Consider the following 18032-nt stretch of genomic DNA (forward strand, 5'->3'; position numbering starts at 1 on the left):
CCTTCGGAATGCGCGGTAGAACCGCAGCTTGCTTCTTGCTCGTTTTGCTTGGCATACATGTTCCTTTCAGGTTGCATGTTATGCCTCAAACACAAAATTTATGACAGGCTCAGGCCGGCACCGACACCTGCGCCGCCAAGTGCAGCACATGCGTGATACCGAGCATCGCCTGAGCGACTGTTTCCGCATCGCGAATGTCGCCACGAACGATCTGGAGACTGGGATGCGCAGGCAGATTGCCGTGCTTTCCCGTTGAAAAATTATCCAGCACACGGACTTTCGCCCCGTCGGCCAGCAAGGCTTCCACGCTGTGCGAACCAATAAAGCCCGCTCCACCCACAACCAAAATATTCATTTCTTTTCAACTCCGCGCCAACCGCATCTGCGTTCAATTTCCAAGAATTCGGACTCGCGCGGGAATGAATACGATGCAAGAACAAGCCCCTCGAATACCCACGTTTCACAAGTCGACCAATCTTTATCTTTTCTTTTCTTTTCTTTTCTTTTCTTTTCTTTTCTTTTCTTCTCTAGCAGCGGTTTCAAAGCAACAATTATGCCATGGATGCACATTACGCCGACACCGTTGCAAGCCAATCCGTTACCGGCCCCGCCGCGCTTGCGCCGTATCTTGCTGTCAAAATATGAACAACGGCCGACGATTATTCGACAGCCTGATTCAATCCAAAACCTGAATATCTGCGCACGAGACAGCGCTTTTCACGCCTCCCGCACAGCGCACGCACCGGAAGTCAGACCATCCAGAGTCCAGTCACCGATGCAATAGCGAATCAAGCGCAAGGTGGGGTAGCCCACCGCCGCCGTCATGCGCCGTACCTGCCGGTTGCGTCCTTCGCGAATCGTGAGCGCTATCCAGCTGGTCGGGATGGTTTTGCGGAAACGCACCGGCGGATCGCGCGGCCACAGTCCGGTCGGCTCATCCAGCCACTGCGCCTCGGCAGGCAAGGTCAAGCCGTCCTTGAGCTTTACGCCCCGCCGCAACTGCTGCAAGTGGGTTTCCTCGGGGATACCCTCCACCTGCACCCAATAGGTCTTGGGCAGTTTGTGTTTCGGGTCGGTGATGCGATGCTGCAACTTTCCGTCATCGGTCAACAGCAGCAGCCCCTCGCTGTCGGTATCGAGACGGCCCGCCGGATAAACGGCCGGAACAGGAATATAATCCGCCAGCGTCGGATGCAGTCCGTCACGGCCGAACTGGCAGATCACGCCGTAGGGTTTATTGAACAGCAGGATTCGGCTCATATCGACAGCCTTGATTTTTCAGCAGGGTTTGCAGTTCCACACACACCTTTCAATCAACACGAGAAAACCATGATAAGCCCAAAGATTATTTACACGATGGTCGATGAAGCACCGGCTCTGGCGACCTACTCTCTGCTCCCGATTGTGCAGGCCTTTACCCAGGCGGCCGGGGTTGCCGTTGAAACCCGGAACATCTCCCTGGCCGGCCGCATTCTGGCGAATTTCCCGGAACATCTGGCGCCCGCGCAGAAAATCAAGGATGACCTGGCCGAACTGGGTGCGCTGACCCAGAAACCCGAAGCCAATATCATCAAGCTGCCGAATATCAGCGCGACGCCGCCGCAATTGAAGGCCGCCATCAAGGAACTTCAGGCGCAGGGTTACAACGTGCCGGATTATCCCGAAAATCCGGCAACCGATAGCGAGAAAACGATCAAGGCGCGTTACGCCAAAGTGCTGGGCAGTGCAGTGAACCCGGTGCTGCGCGAAGGCAACTCGGATCGCCGCGCCGCCGCCTCGGTCAAGCAATATGCGCGCAACAATCCACACAAGATGGGCGCCTGGAGTGCCAGCTCGAAGACGCATGTCGCACACATGAACGCCGGCGACTTCTACGGCAGCGAAAAATCCGTAACCCTGGCGGACGCGAGGGACGCGCGTATCGAGCTGGTTGCCGCCGACGGAACCATCACGGTGTTGAAGGAAAAGTTGCCGCTGCAGGCGGGCGAAATCATTGATGCCTGCGTGATGAGCCGCCGCGCCCTGCGCCGGTTCTACGCCGAACAGATGGCCGCCGCCAAGAAAGAGGGCGTGCTGCTGTCGCTGCACCTGAAAGCCACCATGATGAAAGTATCCGACCCGATCATGTTCGGCCATGCCGTGTCGGTATTCTTCCAGCAGGTGTTCGACAAGCACGGCGCGTTGCTGAAACAGATCGGCGTCAACCCGAACAACGGCTTCAGCGACATGGAAGCCAAAGTGATGGCGCTGCCGGAAGCCCAGCGTGCGCCCATCGTGGCCGATATCGCCGACTGCATCAAGAACGGCCCGCCGCTGGCCATGGTCAATTCGGACAAGGGCATCTGCAACCTGCACTTGCCAAACGACGTGATCGTGGATGCCTCAATGCCCGCCATGATTCGCGAGGGCGGCAAGATGTGGGGCGCCGACGGCAAGCCGTACGATACCCTGGCGATGCTTCCCGACCGTTGCTATGCGCGTTTCTATCAGGTCGTGATCGACGATTGCAAGAAACACGGCGCGTTCGATCCCCGCACCATGGGCAGCGTGCCCAACGTCGGCCTGATGGCGCAACAGGCGGAAGAGTACGGTTCCCACGACAAGACCTTTGAAATCCCGGCGGACGGCACCGTGCGCATCGTGGATGCCGCCGGCCATACCCTGCTCGAACAGAAGGTCGAACAAGGTGATGTCTTCCGCGCCTGCCAGGCCAAAGATGCACCGATCCGCGACTGGGTGCGGCTGGCCGTCGCGCGTGCTCGCGTCACCGGCACCCCCGCCATCTTCTGGCTGGACGAGAACCGGGCACATGATGCCCAGATGATCCTGAAGGTGAAAAAATACCTCCGGGATCACGACACCACCGGTCTGGATATTCGCATCATGACGCCGGAGGCCGCGATCCAGCTTTCGATCGAGCGCATCCGCGCGGGGAAAGACACCATCTCCGTCACCGGCAACGTGCTGCGCGACTACCTCACCGACCTGTTCCCGATTTTGGAGCTGGGCACCAGCGCAAAGATGCTGTCCATCGTTCCGTTGATGGCCGGCGGCGGCATGTTCGAAACCGGCGCCGGCGGTTCTGCACCGAAACACGTGCAGCAATTCCAGCAGGAAGGCTATTTGCGCTGGGACTCCCTGGGCGAATTCCTCGCACTGGGCGTCTCGCTGGAGCATCTGGCGCAGAAATTCAACAACCCCAAGGCGCAGGTGCTGGCCGAGACGCTGGATCAGGCCAACGGCAGAATTCTGGAGAACAACCGCTCACCTGCGCGCAAAGTCGGACAGATCGACAACCGGGGCAGCCATTTCTACCTCGCCCTGTACTGGGCCCAGGCCCTGGCCGCGCAAACCCGGGACAAAGATATTCAGACGCGCTTCATCCCCATGGCCCAAGCGCTGGCGGACAACGAGTCAAAGATCAACGCGGAGTTGATTGCGGCGCAGGGCAAGCCGGTCGATATGGGTGGCTACTACCATCCGGATTTCAACAAGGTTTCGCGAGCGATGCGGCCGAGTGCGACGTTCAATGCCGTGCTGGCCGCGATTTGAAGCAAATCGGCCACTGACCACTTTGGCACGACAAACAAAAAGCCCGCCACTTTCGTGGCGGGCTTTTTGTCACACTTCAGACTGGAATTAACCGGCCTGGATGTTGGAGGCTTGCTTGCCCTTCGGGCCTTGAACAACTTCGAAGGTCACTTTCTGGCCTTCTTTGAGCGACTTGAAGCCGCTCATGTTGATCGCGGAGAAGTGCGCGAACAGGTCTTCGCTGCCGTCATCGGGAGTGATGAAACCGAAACCTTTAGCGTCGTTGAACCATTTGACTGTACCGTTTGCCATGCTATTAACTTCCTTACAAAAATACGGGTGGGCTGCCCGCTGAATTGTTTGAAACCCAAGATCGCGCATGGCAAAACCAGTACTGCAGATACTTTGATTCAAACACCCGCGCGCTTTGTAACCCACTTGGAATCACTGCGTCAAGTGTTTATTTTCTTTATTTTCACAACAGGGTTGAAAAACCCACGTTAATCGTCAAATATGCAATCAAATACAGCGCGACAATGACAACGATGGCAACCCGGCAGGAAAATGTAACTCTACTCGAACGCAGCACGACCAAATCGCCGAGACTGTACAAGGTGAAGCTGCTGAACGATGATTACACCACCATGGAGTTTGTCATCGAGGTGTTGCAGGTATTTTTTGCGATGGGCACGGAACAGGCCATGCAGGTCATGCTCAAAGTGCACAATGAGGGTTCTGCGATATGCGGCGTGTATCCGAAAGACATCGCGGAAACCAAGGTACAACAAGTCACAGGCTACGCCACACAACACGGGCATCCGCTGCGTTGCCAGATGGAGGAAAACTGAATGATCGCGCAAGAACTGGAAGTCAGCCTGCACCTCGCCTTCGTCGAAGCCCGGCAAAAGCGGCATGAATTCATCACCGTCGAGCACTTGCTGCTCGCCATGCTGGACAATCCGTCGGCGGCGCACGTGTTGCGCGCCTGCGGCGCCGACCTGGAAGAGTTGCGCGCGGTACTGAGCCGGCACATCGAGACCCATACCCCGGTGGTGCCCGGCGTGGAGGAAGTGGACACCCAGCCGACGGTGGGCTTCCAGCGCGTCATCCAGCGCGCCATCCTGCATGTGCAATCGACCAACAAGAAAGAAGTGACCGGCGCCAATATCCTGGTCGCGCTGTTTGGCGAGAAAGAGTCGCATGCGGTGTATTTCCTCAACCAGCGCGCCATCACCCGGCTCGACGTGGTGAACTACATCGCGCACGGCATCAACAAGACGGCTGACGCCCAGTCCGTCCCGCAAAAGACGCCGGGCGAAGCCGAGGAAGAACAGCAGGCAAGGGAAGACAGCGCGCTGGCCAACTACACCCTTGATCTTAACGCCCAAGCGGTCGCCGGCAAGATCGACCCGCTGATCGGGCGCGCCACCGAACTGGAACGGGTGATCCAGACCCTGTGCCGCCGGCGCAAGAACAATCCGCTGCTGGTGGGTGAAGCCGGGGTGGGCAAGACCGCCATCGCCGAAGGGCTGGCGCGGCGCATCACCGAAGGCGATGTGCCGGAGATTTTGCGCGCAGGAAGAGTGTATGCACTCGACATGGGCGCTCTGCTGGCGGGCACCAAATATCGCGGCGATTTCGAGCAACGCCTGAAAGCGGTGTTGAAGGAGTTGAAAGACCTGCCCGATGCGATCCTGTTCATCGACGAGATTCACACCCTGATCGGTGCCGGCGCGGCGTCCGGCGGCACCATGGATGCCTCCAACCTGCTCAAGCCCGCCCTGTCGAGCGGAACGCTGAAATGCATCGGCGCCACCACCTATCAGGAATATCGCGGCATCTTCGAAAAGGATTCCGCCCTGTCGCGCCGCTTCCAGAAGATCGACGTGGCTGAACCTTCGGTCGAACAGACCATCGAGATATTGAAGGGATTGAAATCGCGTTTCGAGGAACACCACAGCATCAAATTCAGCGCGGCAGCCATTACCAGTGCCGCCGAACTGTCTGCGCGCTTCATCAACGACCGCCATCTGCCGGACAAGGCGATCGACGTGCTGGACGAAGCCGGCGCGGCCCAGCGCATCCTGCCCAAGTCGCGGCAAAAAAAGCTGGTGGGCAAACACGAGATCGAGGAGATCATCGCCAAGATCGCGCGCATCCCCACGCGCACCGTATCGCATGACGACCGCAACACGCTAAAGAATCTCGACCGCGACCTGAAGGCCACCGTATTCGGTCAGGACAAGGCCATCGACGCCCTCGCCCGCGCCATCAAGATGTCGCGCAGCGGCCTGGGCAATCCGCAAAAACCGATCGGCAGCTTTCTGTTCTCCGGCCCCACCGGCGTCGGCAAGACCGAGGTCGCGCGCCAGCTCGCCTACAGCATGGGCATGCCGCTGCACCGCTTCGACATGTCCGAATACATGGAGCGTCATGCCGTGTCCCGCCTGATCGGCGCACCGCCCGGCTATGTCGGTTTCGACCAGGGCGGACTGCTGACCGAAGCGATCAGCAAGCAACCGCATAGCGTGTTGCTGCTGGACGAGATCGAAAAGGCACACCCGGACATCTTCAACATCCTGTTGCAGGTGATGGATCACGGCACGCTCACCGACAACAACGGGCGCAAGGCCGACTTCCGCAACGTGGTCATCATCATGACCACCAACGCTGGGGCGGAAACGCTGAACAAGACGCAGATCGGTTTCACCAAGAACGACTCGAGCGGGGACGAGATGGCCGATATCAAGCGCCTCTTCACGCCGGAATTCCGCAACCGGCTGGATGCCCTCATTTCCTTCTCGCCGCTTTCGAAGGAAATCATCCTGCGCGTGGTGGACAAGTTCCTGATGCAACTGGAAGAACAACTGCACGAAAAGAAAGTGGAAGCCGATTTCACCGATGCACTCAAGGATTACCTCGCCGACCACGGCTTCGACCCGCTGATGGGCGCCCGCCCGATGGCGCGGCTGATCCAGGACACCATCCGTTCCGCGCTGGCCGACGAACTGCTGTTCGGCAAGCTGGCGAACGGCGGCAAGGTCACGGTGGACGTGCAGGATGGCAAAGTTACACTGGCGTTTGATGAGGAATTCGTACCTGCCTGACGTCTTGTACAGGGGGCGCTTCGCCCCGTCCCCCACCGGCCCCCTCCACTTCGGTTCACTCGTGGCCGCGATCGGCAGTTATCTTGACGCAAAATACCATCACGGCACCTGGCTGGTGCGTATGGAAGACCTTGATGTGCCGCGTTGCGTGCCGGGAGCAGCGGACGACATTTTGCATACGCTAGAAATGTTTGGCATGGTCAGCGATGAGCCAGTCATTTACCAGAGCCAGCGCACGACAGCTTACGAAGCCGCGTTGCAGCGATTGAAAGAAAGCGGCGCGGCGTATCCGTGCTGCTGCACGCGCAAGGAAATATCCGATTCGGCATTGCATGGCATCGAGGGCCCGGTCTATCCGGGCACCTGCCGCGATGGCATACCCGAGGGGCGAGAGGAGCGGGCTTGGCGAGTACGGACAGATTACCCCCACCCTCAATCCCTCCCCAGATGGGAGAGGGAAGACAAGCCCTCCTCCCCCCGGGGGAAGAGTAGGGATGGGGGAAATGCCGTCACATTCGACGATGCCTTGCAAGGCTGTATCACGCAACAGCTGCAAAGCGAGATCGGCGATTTCGTGGTCAAGCGCGCCGACGGCCTGTTCGCCTATCAACTTGCGGTGGTGGTGGACGATGCGTTTCAGGGCATCACGCACGTGGTGCGCGGTGCCGATTTGCTCAATTCGACGCCGCGCCAGATTTTCCTGCAACAGCGGCTCGGCTTGCCCACTCCCCATTACATGCACCTGCCTGTCGCGGTGAACGGGGCCGGCGAGAAATTGAGCAAGCAGTCGCTGGCCGCGCCGGTGGATTGCTCACACGCGACGGCGACGCTGTTGCGCGTGCTCGACTTTCTGCATCAGCGGCCGCCTGCCAGCCTGGCGGGCAGCGAGGTGCGGACAGTGCTGAAATGGGCGGTGAAAAACTGGCAGCCGCAACGGCTGGCTGGAATCCGGACGTTCCCGGCCTAGCCGACGTTCCTGCGATTGCGGCGTTGCCGGACGAACTCGATGAGCGCAGGAATGAAGGAAACGGCGACGATGACCAGAATCATCAGGGTGAGATTTTCCTTGATGACGGGGATATTGCCGAAAAAGAAACCGGCCAGGATCAGACTGCCGATCCAGCTCACGCCGCCGGTGATGCTGAACATCACATACTTGCGATAGTCCATGGTGCCGATGCCGGCAACAAACGGCGCGAAAGTGCGGATGATGGGCAGGAAGCGCGCGAAGATGACGGTCTTGCCACCGTGCTTTGCATAGAACGCGTGCGTCTTCTCCAGATGTTCGGGCTTGATGAGGCGGGGACTGGCCCGGTTGAGCAGACGCAGGCCAAGCAGCCGCCCGATCCAGTAATTGGTGTTGTCCCCCATGAAGGCGGCAAGAACCAGCAGCGGCAGCGCCACTTCCAGCTGCATCGATCCCATCCCGCACAGCGCGCCAATCACGAACAGCAACGAGTCGCCGGGCAGGAAGGGCGCAACCACCAGGCCGGTCTCGGCGAAGATGATGAAGAACAGGATGGCATACACCCACATCCCGTATTCCTGCACCAGCGCAAGCAGGTGCGCGTCCAGATGCAGGACGATATCGATGAGGCCGGAGAGCAACTCCATTAAGGCAGAACCTCTTCGGCCTCGGTCTTTTCCGGTTTGATGAAGTCCTCGCGCGACACGCCAAACATCAGCAGCAGCGGGCTGGCGACCAGCACGGAAGAATAAATGCTGAACAGGATGCCGATGGTCAGCGCCAGCGCGAAGAAATGCAACGTCTCGCCGCCGAGGAAAAGCATCGCCAGCACCATCAACTGGGTGGAGCCATGCGTGATGATGGTGCGGCTCATGGTGCGGGTGATGGCGTTGTCGATGATTTCGGTCACTTCGGTCTTGCGCATCTTGCGGAAGTTCTCGCGGATCCGGTCGAACACCACCACCGACTCGTTCACCGAGTAACCCAGCACCGCCAGCACCGCCGCCAGTACCGAGAGCGAGAATTCCCACTGGAAGAATGCGAAGCAGCCCAGGATGATCACCACGTCGTGCAGGTTGGCAATGATCGCGGCGAGTCCGAACTTCCATTCGAAACGCAGCCACAGATAACCGACAATGCCCAGGCTCACCAACAGGAGCGCCATCGCACCGTTCTCGACCAGATCCTTGCCGACCTGCGGCCCGACGAATTCGACGCGGCGCAATTCAACGCCGGCATCGTGCGCGCGCAAAGTCTCCAGCACGCGCTCGGACAGGTTGGCCCCGATCTTGTTCTGTTTGAGCGGGACCTGGATCAAGACGTCCTGGGTGCTGCCAAAGTTCTGCACCAGGGAATCCTGCAGGCCGATCCCCGCCAGTTCCTCCCGGACTCGATTGACTTCTGCCGGGGCGGCATAGTGAACTTCGATCACCGTGCCGCCGGTGAAGTCAACGCCGAAGTTCAGCCCCCGGGTTGCCAGGAAGAACACCGCGAACAGAAAAGTCAGCAGCGAAATGGAGGTCGTGTAGCGCCCCCAACTCATGAAGGGGATGTCTTTTTTGATGCGGAAAAATTCCATGCTGTTCCCCTTAACCGATCGCGACTTTGTGCAAACGCGCACGACGCCCGTAGAACAGATTAACCATGGCGCGCGACACCATCACCCCGCTGAACATCGAAGTCAGGATGCCGAGACAGAGCACCACGGCGAAGCCCTTGATCGGGCCGGAGCCGAACATGAACAGGGCGATGCCGGCGATCAGCGTCGTGATGTTGGAGTCGAGGATGGTGGCAAATGCGTTTTCGTAGCCGGTGTGGATCGCCATCTGCGGCGGCAGCCCGGCGCGCAGTTCCTCGCGGATACGCTCGTTGATCAGCACGTTGGCGTCGATCGCCATGCCCAGGGTCAGGGCGATGCCCGCCATGCCGGGCAGGGTCAGCGTGGCCTGCATCATCGACAACAGGGCAATCAGCAACAGCAGGTTAGCGCCCAGGGCCAGAACGGAAATGACGCCAAACATCAGGTAGTAGGCGATCATGAACACGGCGACCAGGATGAAGCCGATCTTGGTGGAATTGAATCCGCGCTGGATGTTGTCGGCACCGAGACTGGGGCCGATGGTGCGCTCCTCGATGATTTCCATCGGCGCGGCCAGCGCGCCGGCGCGCAGCAGCAGGGCGATGTTCTGCGCCTCGTTGGTGTCCATCTGGCCGCTGATCTGCACGCGACCACCGCCGATCTCTTCGCGGATCACCGGCGCGGTAACCACTTCGCCGCGCCCCTTCTCGAACAGGATGATCGCCATGCGACGGCCCACGTTCTCGCGCGTGGCTTCCTTGAACTTGCGCGCGCCGACTGGATCAAGATTGATATGCACGGCCGGTTCGTTGTTGCGGCTATCGAATCCAGGCTGGGCGTCGTTGATGCGCTCGCCGGTGAGAATCACGCTTTTCCTGACCAGCAGCTGCGTACCGTCGCGTTCGCGGAACACTTCCGCACCAAAGGGTGCAACACCATTGGCACCGATCTGGTGTTCATCATCCACCAGCCGCACTTCCAGCGTGGCGGTGCGCCCCAGAATATCCTTGGCACGCGCGGTATCCTGCACTCCGGGGAGTTGCACCACGACGCGGTCCGCGCCCTGCTGCTGGATCACCGGCTCGGCCACGCCGAGTTCATTCACGCGATTGCGCAAGGTGACCAGATTCTGTTGCAACGCGGAATCCTGGATGCGCAACTGTTCCTGCAATTTCAACCTGGCAACCAGCAGATACTCTCCGCCTGCTTCGCGCTGCTGCAATTCCAGTCCGACAAAACGCTGCTTGAGCTCGGATTCGCCCTTGCTGCGGGCCTCGGCCTCGCGGAAGCGGGTGGTGATGGTCTCGCTATCGCGCGTCACGCCGGAATAGGCAATCTTCGCCTCGCGCAAGGTGCTGCGGATATCGCTGGCGTTCGATTCCAGCGCCTTGTCCAGCGCCGCTTTCATATCGACCTGCATCAGGAAATGCACGCCGCCGCGCAAATCAAGGCCCAGATACATCGGCAACGCGTTCATCTCTGTCAGCCAGGCCGGGGAGCGCGAGAGCAGATTGAGCGCGACCACATAGTCTTCGCCCAATGCGGCCTGCAATACATCCTTGGCCTTGAGCTGGCTGTCGGTGTCGATAAAACGCGCCTTGACGCTGGCGGCATCGAGGGTCAGCGCGTCCGGCGCAAGTTGCGCCGATTGCAAGGCAGTCTGCACGCGCGCCAGCAATCCGGCATCTGCCTTCAGATGACTGCGCAGGGGCAGCACCTGCACCGCAGGCGATTCGCCATACAGGTTGGGCAGGGCGTACACCAGACCGATCACGATCGAAATCAGGATCAGCAGATATTTCCAAAGCGGATAGCGGTTCATGGCAGTACCTTGCTTGCGTGGGTCATGCGATCAATCAAAGGGGCTTGATCGTACCTTTGGGCAACACGATCTGCACGGCGACTTTCTGCACTTGCACCACGACGTTGTCGGCGATCTCAACCGCCACGTTTTCATCGCCCACCTTGGTCACTTTGCCCAGCACGCCGCCAGCGGTGACGACTTCGTCGCCCTTTTGCAGCGCTTCGATCATGGTCTTGTGTTCCTTGGCGCGTTTTTGCTGCGGCCGCAGAATGAGAAAGTAGAACACGGCCAACAGGGCGATCAGGGGCAGAAACCCCATAATGCCGCCGTCCTGGGGGGCGGCCGCGCCTTCGGCATAGGCGTTGCTGATGAACAATTCGGTGATCGAAGTCATTTGATTACTCTCCAAAAATATACAGGGCGAAAAACGAAGGCGCGCATTCTAGCATGGAAGGGATGACCGTTCAGTGACCCTGCCCGCTGCGCATGTGTTGGAAGGAAGCGGAAAATTCGGGAAACTGCCCAAGCGCGATGGCAGCCCGAATGTCGCGCATCAGCTCCTGGTAATAATGCAGGTTATGAATGGTATTGAGCCGCGCGCCAAGGATCTCGCCGAGACGGTGCAAATGATGCAGATAGGCGCGGCTGAAATTTTGGCAGGTGTAGCAGGTGCAGTGCGGATCAAGCGGTCGCGTGTCCATGCGATATTGGGCGTTCTTGATGCGCACATCGCCGAAGCGGGTGAACAGGTGGCCGTTGCGCGCGTTGCGCGTCGGCATCACGCAGTCGAACATGTCGATGCCCTGCCCCACTGCTTCCACCAAATCTTCCGGCGTGCCCACGCCCATCAGGTAGCGCGGCTTGTCCTGCGGCAACTGCGGCGCGGTATGGGCAAGGATGCGCCGCATGTCCTCTTTCGGCTCGCCCACCGAAAGGCCGCCGATGGCAAAGCCATCGAAACCGATGTCAGTCAAGCCACGCAACGATTCATCGCGCAGAGGCTCGTGCATGCCGCCCTGCACGATACCGAACAAGGCATTCGGATTGCCCTCATGTGCTTTCTTGCTGCGCTCCGCCCAACTCAGGCTGAGCCGCATCGACACGCCCGCCACCTGCTCGTCCGCCGGATACGGCGTGCACTCGTCGAAGATCATCACGATGTCGGAATTCAGTACGCGCTGGATGCGCATGGACTCTTCCGGCGACAGGAAGCATTTGTCGCCGTTCACCGGCGAACGGAACTCCACCCCGCCGCCGGTGATCTTGCGCAGTTCGCCCAAGCTGAACACCTGGAAACCGCCCGAGTCGGTGAGGATGGGACCATCCCAACCCATGAAGCGATGCAGCCCGCCATGCGCTTCGATGACTTCCAGCCCCGGACGCAGCCACAGATGGAAGGTGTTGCCGAGCACGATGTGCGCGCCGATATCGTGCAGCTCCTGCGGCGACATCGCCTTGACCGTACCATAGGTGCCGACCGGCATGAAGGCCGGCGTCTCGACCTTGCCGTGCGCCAGTTCCAGCGTGCCGCGTCGTGCTGCGCCAGAAGTGTTGTGTAGCATGAATTTCATTCCAAAACCCTTTCAGCCACAGATGAACACGGATGAACACCCATAAAACTCCGCGACATCCGCACGCGACCTCCCTCCCGAATAATATCGGCAGGATTGCTACTTATCCGTGCTTCATCCGTGTTCATCCGTGGCTCAATTACGCTTTTAGGTTTCATTGCTTTTTCTCGATCAGCATCGCATCGCCGTAACTGAAGAAGCGATATTCCTGCGCAATGGCATGGCCATAGGCCGCGAACATCCGCTCCATGCCGCCAAAGGCGCACACCAGCATGAGCAGTGTCGAGCGCGGCAGGTGGAAATTGGTCAGCAACACATCCACCACGCGGAAGCGATAACCCGGCGTGATGAAAATCCCGGTCTCGCCTGCTTCGGCGCGCAACTCGCCGCCTGCCGCCGCACTTTCCAGGGCGCGCAGGCTGGTGGTTCCGACGCACACCACGCGCCCGCCGTTCGCCCGGGCTTGCTGGATGGCGTCCAGCGTCGCCTGCGGCACGCGGTAACGCTCGCGGTGCATCGCATGATCCCTGATATTCTCCGCACGCACCGGCTGGAAAGTGCCCGCGCCCACGTGCAGGGTGACATAGGCGATGGCGATTTGCCTGGCACGCAAGCCATCCAGCATGGCCTGATCGAAATGCAGTCCCGCCGTCGGCGCCGCCACCGCGCCCTGCTCGCGCGCAAACACGGTCTGGTAGCGCTCCTCGTCCTCGTCGCCCGCCGCATGGGTAATATAAGGCGGCAACGGCAGCTTGCCATGCCGCTCCAGCAGCGCCTCCACACTGTCCGACGCATCGAAACGCAGCCGGAAGAACTCTCCCTCGCGCCCCAGCACGGACACCGGGATGGTATCGGCGAGCAGCAACCGACTGCCGGTCCTGGGGGTCTTGCTGGCGCGCACCTGCGCCAGTACCTCATGCCCGTCCAGCACACGTTCGACCATCACCTCGACCTGCCCGCCCGTTTCCTTCTGGCCAAACAGCCGCGCCTTCAGCACCCGCGTATCGTTCAGCACCAGCACGTCGTGCGGGCGCAACAATTCGGGCAGATCGGCAAACAGGCGGTCCTGGGTCCCCGTCGTGCCCACATGCAGCAAACGACTCGCGCCGCGCTGCGCGGGCGGGTGCTGGGCGATCAGATGTTCGGGCAGAGCAAAATCGAATTGGTCGGTGCGCATCCCTGCAACGAAAATAAAAAATCAGGTCGCGCATTGTAGTTGATGGCGACGGGCGTTTCATGGATAATTCGCGGCCTTCCCAATGCCGGGGTGATGGAACTGGTAGACGTGCCGGACTCAAAATCCGGTGCCGCAAGGCGTGAGGGTTCGAGTCCCTCTCCCGGCACCAAATCAAGCTTCTCCAGAAAATAACTGGGGATCAATGCAGTCAAGATTCTTAAAGTGAAACAATGCACAGCGCCTCCTTGTCGCCCTTCGCCCTGCGGGTGAGTACGCGACAAGGGAAGCCGTCATCGCGTCATGTTTCGGTGCGATCGAAGACCATGAGCATTGGTGATCTTGGCCTTGTCCAGTCAGCAATAGCTGCCCAGACCACGGAAAAAGTATACTCTCGCCATCTGATCAATAAGCCGTTCGAATCAACATCACTGCCGCACTACTGATGACCGACACGTCCAGCAAACACACGCCGATGATGCAGCAATACCTGCGGCTCAAGGCCGCGCATCAGGACATGCTGTTGTTCTACCGCATGGGCGATTTTTACGAGCTGTTTCATGACGACGCGGTGCGCGCAGCCAAGCTGCTCGACATCACCCTCACCCAGCGCGGCGCCTCCGGCGGACAACCGATCAAGATGGCGGGCGTGCCCTACCACGCCGTCGAACAATATCTGGCGCGGCTGGTGAAGATGGGCGAATCGGTCGCCATCTGCGAACAGATCGGCGACCCCGCCACCAGCAAAGGTCCAGTCGAACGCAAAGTCGTGCGCATCGTCACCCCCGGCACCGTCACCGACTCCGCGCTGCTGGAAGAAAAGCGCGACAACCTGCTGCTCGCGCTGCACCAACGCAGCAACGAAGTCGGCCTCGCCTGGCTCAACCTCGCCGCAGGCACTTTCACCCTCGCCGAAGTCGCCGCCAGTCAACTGCCTGCCGAATTGGAACGCCTGCAACCTTCCGAAATTCTCTACGCGGAAAGCGCCCTCTCCCCCCGGGAGAGGGCTGGGGTGAGGGAACACATTGCAGCAAAGTCCCTGCCCGATTGGCACTTCGAGCGCGACACCGCACACCGCGCGCTGTGCCAGCAGTTCGGCACGCGCGACCTTGCCGGTTTTGGCTGCAATGACTTTACCGTGGGGTTGGAAGCCGCAGGCGCCCTGCTCGGCTACGCCAAACTCACGCAAGGCCAGAACATTGCCCACATCAGGGCCGCACAGGTGTACCACGCCGACCAGTTCGTGCGCATGGATGCCGCCACCCGCCGCAACCTGGAGATCACCCAAACCCTGCGCGGTGAACCCGCGCCGACCCTGCTCTCGCTGCTCGATACCTGTGCGACCCACATGGGCAGCCGGAAGCTTTCGCACTGGCTGCACCACCCGCTGCGCGACCGCGAAGTGTTGCGCGCAAGGCTGGATGCCGTAGACGAGCTGGATGAGAAATACAGCACCGTGCACCAGCAGCTCAAACCCAGCGTGGATGTCGAACGAATCACCGCCCGCATCGCCCTGAAGAGCGCAAGACCGCGCGACCTTTCCGGCCTGCGCGAGACCTTAAAGCAACTCCCGCAACTTCAATCCATACTGGTGGGTCGGGTTTCAACCCGACACGATAACGACGTCGGGTTGAAACCCGACCTACCCAACCGCCCGCTCATCCACAATCTGACCGATGCCCTACAAGCCGACACCGCACTGGTCGAATTGCTGCAAAAGACCCTCAAGGACGAACCCGCCTCCGTGCTGCGCGAAGGCGGTGTGATCGCGGACGGTTACGACGCCGAGCTGGACGAACTGCGCGGCATCCAGACCCACTGCGGCGATTTCCTGCTCGCGCTGGAAACCCGCGAACGTGAGCGTACCGGCATCGACAAACTCAAGGTCGAGTACAACCGCGTGCACGGTTTCTACATCGAGGTGAGCACAGCCAACGCGGACAAGGTGCCGGACGACTACCGCCGCCGCCAGACGCTGAAGAACGTCGAGCGCTACATCACGCCCGAGCTTAAAGCCTTCGAGGACAAGGCGCTGTCCGCCAACGACCGGGCTCTTTCGCGCGAGAAGTTCCTTTACGACCAACTGCTGGAAGCGCTCGCACCCAGCATCCCGCAACTGCAGCGTATCGCCGCCGCCATCGCCGAACTGGACGTGCTCGCCACGTTTGCGGAAAGAGCGGCCACGCTGAACTTCAGCGCACCACGCTTCAGCGACGACGCGCAACTCATCATCAAACAAGGCCGCCACCCGGTGGTGGAATCACAAGTGGAGCAGTTCACTCCCAACGACGCCACACTCAACGACGCGCGCCGCATGCTGCTCATCACCGGCCCCAACATGGGCGGTAAATCGACCTACATGCGCCAGGTCGCCATCATCGCGCTGCTCGCGCATGTCGGCTGCTTCGTGCCCGCACAGGAAGCAGTGCTCAGCGAGATCGACCAGATCTTCACCCGCATCGGCGCATCGGACGACCTCGCAAGCGGACGCTCCACCTTCATGGTCGAGATGACCGAGGCCGCCAACATCCTGCACAATGCCACCGACAAGAGCCTGGTGCTGGTGGACGAGATCGGGCGCGGCACCAGCACCTTCGACGGCCTCGCCCTCGCCTGGGCCATCGCGCGCCACCTGCTGGAGGTGAAACGCAGCTACACGTTATTTGCGACGCACTATTTCGAACTCACACGCCTGGCCGAAGAATTCAAACAACTCGCCAACGTCCACCTCGCCGCCGTCGAACATCAGCACACCATCGTCTTCCTGCACAGCGTCAACGAAGGCGCCGCCAGTCAGAGCTACGGCCTGCAAGTCGCCGCCCTCGCCGGCGTGCCGAACAGCGTCATCCGCAACGCGAAGAAACAACTGGTGCGACTGGAACAGAACAGCGCCGCACAGAACCCGCAGGGCGACCTCTTCGCTACCGCGCCCGAAACGCCGGAGCCGGAAGAGCATCCTGTGTTGCAGTCGCTGCGCGATTTGCAGCCGGATGAGATGAGTCCGAGGGAAGCGCTGGAGCAGTTGTATCAGTTGAAAAAGTTGCTGTAACGGCCGGTGACGGCACACATGCATGTCACGACCGCTTCAACATAAAGGTGGAAACAGCTAGAATCCAACCCCTCGCACTCATCTCAAACTCAAGGAAACACATCATGTCCATGTCCGACCGCGATGGCTTCATCTGGCACGACGGAAAACTCGTGCCCTGGCGCGAAGCCACCACCCATGTGCTGACCCACACTTTGCATTACGGCATGGGCGTGTTCGAGGGCGTGCGGGCCTACAAGACTGCGCAGGGCACGGCGATCTTCCGCCTGCAGGAACATACCGATCGTTTGTTCAACTCGGCCTACATCTTCAAAATGAAGATGCCGTTCGACAAGGCAACCCTGATGGAAGCGCAAAAAGAAGTGGTGCGCGCCAACTCGCTGGAATCCTGCTACATCCGCCCCATCGTGTTCTACGGCTCCGAGGCGATGGGCATCGCCGCCACCAACATCAGCGTGCATGTGGCGATCGCGGCGTGGCCGTGGGGCGCCTATCTCGGCGAGGAAGGCATGGCCAAAGGCATCCGGGTCAAGACTTCAAGCTTTACCCGCCATCACGTGAACATCAATATGTGCCGCTCGAAGTCGGTCGGCACCTACACCAATTCCATCCTGGCACACCAGGAAGTGGCGCAGGACGGTTACGACGAGGCGATGCTGCTGGATGTAGACGGCTACGTGGCCGAGGGCGCGGGCGAGAACATCTTCATCGTGAAGAAGGGCAAGCTGTACACACCCGATCTGACCTCCTGCCTGGAAGGCATCACCCGCGACTCCATCCTCACGCTGGCCAAGGACATGGGGCTGGAACTGGTCGAGAAGCGCATCACGCGCGACGAGGTGTATTGTGCCGAAGAAGCCTTCTTCACCGGCACCGCAGCGGAAGTGACGCCGATCCGCGAGCTGGACACCCGCGTCATCGGCAGCGGCAGCCGCGGCCCGGTCACCACCCGCTTGCAGCAGGCCTTTTTCGATATCGTCAGCGGCAAGGATACGAAGTACGCCGGTTGGCTGGCGCACGTATAAAAAATATTCAGGAGGAAAGCATGAACACGAACACGCTCGCGCAACGCTATGTGGAAGTAACGGCAACCGCACTGCCTTTATTTTGCCCCACGCCCGCAGTCAGCTTATGGAGCGCCCATCCGCGCGTCGCCATCCCGGTCGAAAAACTGGGCGAAGCGACCTGCCCTTATTGCGGCACGGTGTACAAATTCAAGGGCGAACTGCCCCAGGGACATCATTAAGCCC

At 60.1% G+C, this 18032-nt stretch carries 16 protein-coding genes and 1 tRNA gene; 8 read left to right on the forward strand and 9 right to left on the reverse strand.

Annotated elements, in window-relative coordinates; translation table 11 throughout:
- Window positions 1-109: 109 nt before the first annotated feature.
- Entirely contained in the window at window positions 110-355 is a 246-nt protein-coding gene (locus tag ACKTSJ_RS09810) for an NAD-dependent epimerase/dehydratase family protein (RefSeq protein ID WP_407899768.1), read from the reverse strand.
- Between the two features lie 362 nt (window positions 356-717).
- Window positions 718-1260, reverse strand: a complete 543-nt coding sequence (locus ACKTSJ_RS09815; RefSeq protein WP_407899770.1) for an rRNA large subunit pseudouridine synthase E — start codon at window positions 1258-1260, stop codon at window positions 718-720.
- Window positions 1261-1329: 69 nt separating this feature from the next.
- Here ACKTSJ_RS09815 and ACKTSJ_RS09820 point away from each other — a divergent pair, with 69 nt between their 5' ends.
- Window positions 1330-3552: an NADP-dependent isocitrate dehydrogenase gene (locus tag ACKTSJ_RS09820; protein ID WP_407899772.1), complete on the forward strand. Its 2223-nt coding sequence runs from the start codon at window positions 1330-1332 to the stop codon at window positions 3550-3552.
- A gap of 87 nt (window positions 3553-3639) precedes the next feature.
- On the opposite strand, the gene ACKTSJ_RS09825 is transcribed toward ACKTSJ_RS09820, so the two are convergent.
- Complete coding sequence (locus ACKTSJ_RS09825) at window positions 3640-3843, reverse strand: cold-shock protein (RefSeq protein ID WP_013029103.1); 204 nt, start codon at window positions 3841-3843, stop codon at window positions 3640-3642.
- Between the two features lie 233 nt (window positions 3844-4076).
- Between ACKTSJ_RS09825 and clpS the strand changes: the two genes are divergently transcribed.
- From clpS to gluQRS, 3 genes are read left to right on the forward strand one after another with little or no spacing between them, the layout of a single operon-like run.
- Window positions 4077-4379: an ATP-dependent Clp protease adapter ClpS gene (clpS, locus tag ACKTSJ_RS09830; RefSeq protein ID WP_407899816.1), complete on the forward strand. Its 303-nt coding sequence runs from the start codon at window positions 4077-4079 to the stop codon at window positions 4377-4379.
- The gene (gene clpA, locus ACKTSJ_RS09835) at window positions 4380-6638 is read left to right on the forward strand and encodes an ATP-dependent Clp protease ATP-binding subunit ClpA (protein ID WP_407899774.1); all 2259 of its coding nucleotides are present in this window, start codon (window positions 4380-4382) and stop codon (window positions 6636-6638) included.
- Complete coding sequence (gene gluQRS / locus ACKTSJ_RS09840) at window positions 6616-7605, forward strand: tRNA glutamyl-Q(34) synthetase GluQRS (RefSeq protein ID WP_407899776.1); 990 nt, start codon at window positions 6616-6618, stop codon at window positions 7603-7605. Before clpA ends, gluQRS begins: the two co-directional genes overlap by 23 nt.
- Here the strand turns inward: gluQRS and ACKTSJ_RS09845 are convergent.
- The 6 genes from ACKTSJ_RS09845 to queA all read right to left on the reverse strand — a co-directional run bounded on the left by ACKTSJ_RS09845 (window position 7602) and on the right by queA (window position 13736).
- Complete coding sequence (locus ACKTSJ_RS09845) at window positions 7602-8252, reverse strand: DedA family protein (RefSeq protein ID WP_407899778.1); 651 nt, start codon at window positions 8250-8252, stop codon at window positions 7602-7604. The two genes, gluQRS and ACKTSJ_RS09845, sit on opposite strands and share 4 nt — an antisense overlap.
- Complete coding sequence (gene secF / locus ACKTSJ_RS09850; RefSeq protein ID WP_407899780.1) at window positions 8252-9184, reverse strand: protein translocase subunit SecF; 933 nt, start codon at window positions 9182-9184, stop codon at window positions 8252-8254. The genes ACKTSJ_RS09845 and secF overlap by 1 nt, the downstream gene beginning before the upstream one ends.
- A 10-nt stretch (window positions 9185-9194) precedes the next feature.
- A complete protein-coding gene (gene secD, locus ACKTSJ_RS09855; RefSeq protein ID WP_407899782.1) occupies window positions 9195-11006 on the reverse strand; it encodes a protein translocase subunit SecD in 1812 nt (603 codons plus the stop codon).
- 34 nt (window positions 11007-11040) lie between these two features.
- On the reverse strand, window positions 11041-11364 hold the full coding sequence (yajC, locus tag ACKTSJ_RS09860; RefSeq protein WP_407899818.1) for a preprotein translocase subunit YajC: 324 nt from the start codon (window positions 11362-11364) through the stop codon (window positions 11041-11043).
- Window positions 11365-11452: 88 nt separating this feature from the next.
- Window positions 11453-12559 (reverse strand): tRNA guanosine(34) transglycosylase Tgt, encoded by a 1107-nt coding sequence (gene tgt / locus ACKTSJ_RS09865; protein WP_407899784.1) that lies wholly within the window; start codon window positions 12557-12559, stop codon window positions 11453-11455.
- A 154-nt stretch (window positions 12560-12713) separates the two neighbouring features.
- Entirely contained in the window at window positions 12714-13736 is a 1023-nt protein-coding gene (gene queA, locus ACKTSJ_RS09870) for a tRNA preQ1(34) S-adenosylmethionine ribosyltransferase-isomerase QueA (RefSeq protein WP_407899786.1), read from the reverse strand.
- 84 nt (window positions 13737-13820) lie between these two features.
- Here queA and ACKTSJ_RS09875 point away from each other — a divergent pair.
- The 4 genes from ACKTSJ_RS09875 to ACKTSJ_RS09890 all read left to right on the forward strand — a co-directional run bounded on the left by ACKTSJ_RS09875 (window position 13821) and on the right by ACKTSJ_RS09890 (window position 18028).
- Window positions 13821-13905: transfer RNA gene (locus ACKTSJ_RS09875), tRNA-Leu, on the forward strand.
- 273 nt (window positions 13906-14178) lie between these two features.
- Window positions 14179-16782, forward strand: a complete 2604-nt coding sequence (gene mutS, locus ACKTSJ_RS09880) for a DNA mismatch repair protein MutS (protein ID WP_407899788.1) — start codon at window positions 14179-14181, stop codon at window positions 16780-16782.
- Between the two features lie 104 nt (window positions 16783-16886).
- On the forward strand, window positions 16887-17807 hold the full coding sequence (locus ACKTSJ_RS09885; protein ID WP_407899790.1) for a branched-chain amino acid transaminase: 921 nt from the start codon (window positions 16887-16889) through the stop codon (window positions 17805-17807).
- A gap of 20 nt (window positions 17808-17827) precedes the next feature.
- The gene (locus ACKTSJ_RS09890) at window positions 17828-18028 is read left to right on the forward strand and encodes a zinc-finger domain-containing protein (protein ID WP_407899792.1); all 201 of its coding nucleotides are present in this window, start codon (window positions 17828-17830) and stop codon (window positions 18026-18028) included.
- Window positions 18029-18032: the final 4 nt, after the last annotated feature.

Origin of the sequence: Ferrigenium sp. UT5, from assembly GCF_045866295.1 — a bacterium.
GTDB lineage: Bacteria > Pseudomonadota > Gammaproteobacteria > Burkholderiales > Gallionellaceae > Sideroxyarcus.

Coding starts and splice junctions, on each gene's coding strand:
- secF (WP_407899780.1), bottom strand. CDS start 9,184: ATGGAATTTTTCCGCATCAAAAAAGACATCCCCTTCATGAGTTGGGGG.
- ACKTSJ_RS09825 (WP_013029103.1), bottom strand. CDS start 3,843: ATGGCAAACGGTACAGTCAAATGGTTCAACGACGCTAAAGGTTTCGGT.
- clpA (WP_407899774.1), top strand. CDS start 4,380: ATGATCGCGCAAGAACTGGAAGTCAGCCTGCACCTCGCCTTCGTCGAA.
- gluQRS (WP_407899776.1), top strand. CDS start 6,616: ATGAGGAATTCGTACCTGCCTGACGTCTTGTACAGGGGGCGCTTCGCC.
- mutS (WP_407899788.1), top strand. CDS start 14,179: ATGACCGACACGTCCAGCAAACACACGCCGATGATGCAGCAATACCTG.
- clpS (WP_407899816.1), top strand. CDS start 4,077: ATGGCAACCCGGCAGGAAAATGTAACTCTACTCGAACGCAGCACGACC.
- ACKTSJ_RS09890 (WP_407899792.1), top strand. CDS start 17,828: ATGAACACGAACACGCTCGCGCAACGCTATGTGGAAGTAACGGCAACC.
- ACKTSJ_RS09885 (WP_407899790.1), top strand. CDS start 16,887: ATGTCCATGTCCGACCGCGATGGCTTCATCTGGCACGACGGAAAACTC.
- queA (WP_407899786.1), bottom strand. CDS start 13,736: ATGCGCACCGACCAATTCGATTTTGCTCTGCCCGAACATCTGATCGCC.
- secD (WP_407899782.1), bottom strand. CDS start 11,006: ATGAACCGCTATCCGCTTTGGAAATATCTGCTGATCCTGATTTCGATC.
- ACKTSJ_RS09810 (WP_407899768.1), bottom strand. CDS start 355: ATGAATATTTTGGTTGTGGGTGGAGCGGGCTTTATTGGTTCGCACAGC.
- ACKTSJ_RS09845 (WP_407899778.1), bottom strand. CDS start 8,252: ATGGAGTTGCTCTCCGGCCTCATCGATATCGTCCTGCATCTGGACGCG.
- tgt (WP_407899784.1), bottom strand. CDS start 12,559: ATGAAATTCATGCTACACAACACTTCTGGCGCAGCACGACGCGGCACG.
- ACKTSJ_RS09815 (WP_407899770.1), bottom strand. CDS start 1,260: ATGAGCCGAATCCTGCTGTTCAATAAACCCTACGGCGTGATCTGCCAG.
- ACKTSJ_RS09820 (WP_407899772.1), top strand. CDS start 1,330: ATGATAAGCCCAAAGATTATTTACACGATGGTCGATGAAGCACCGGCT.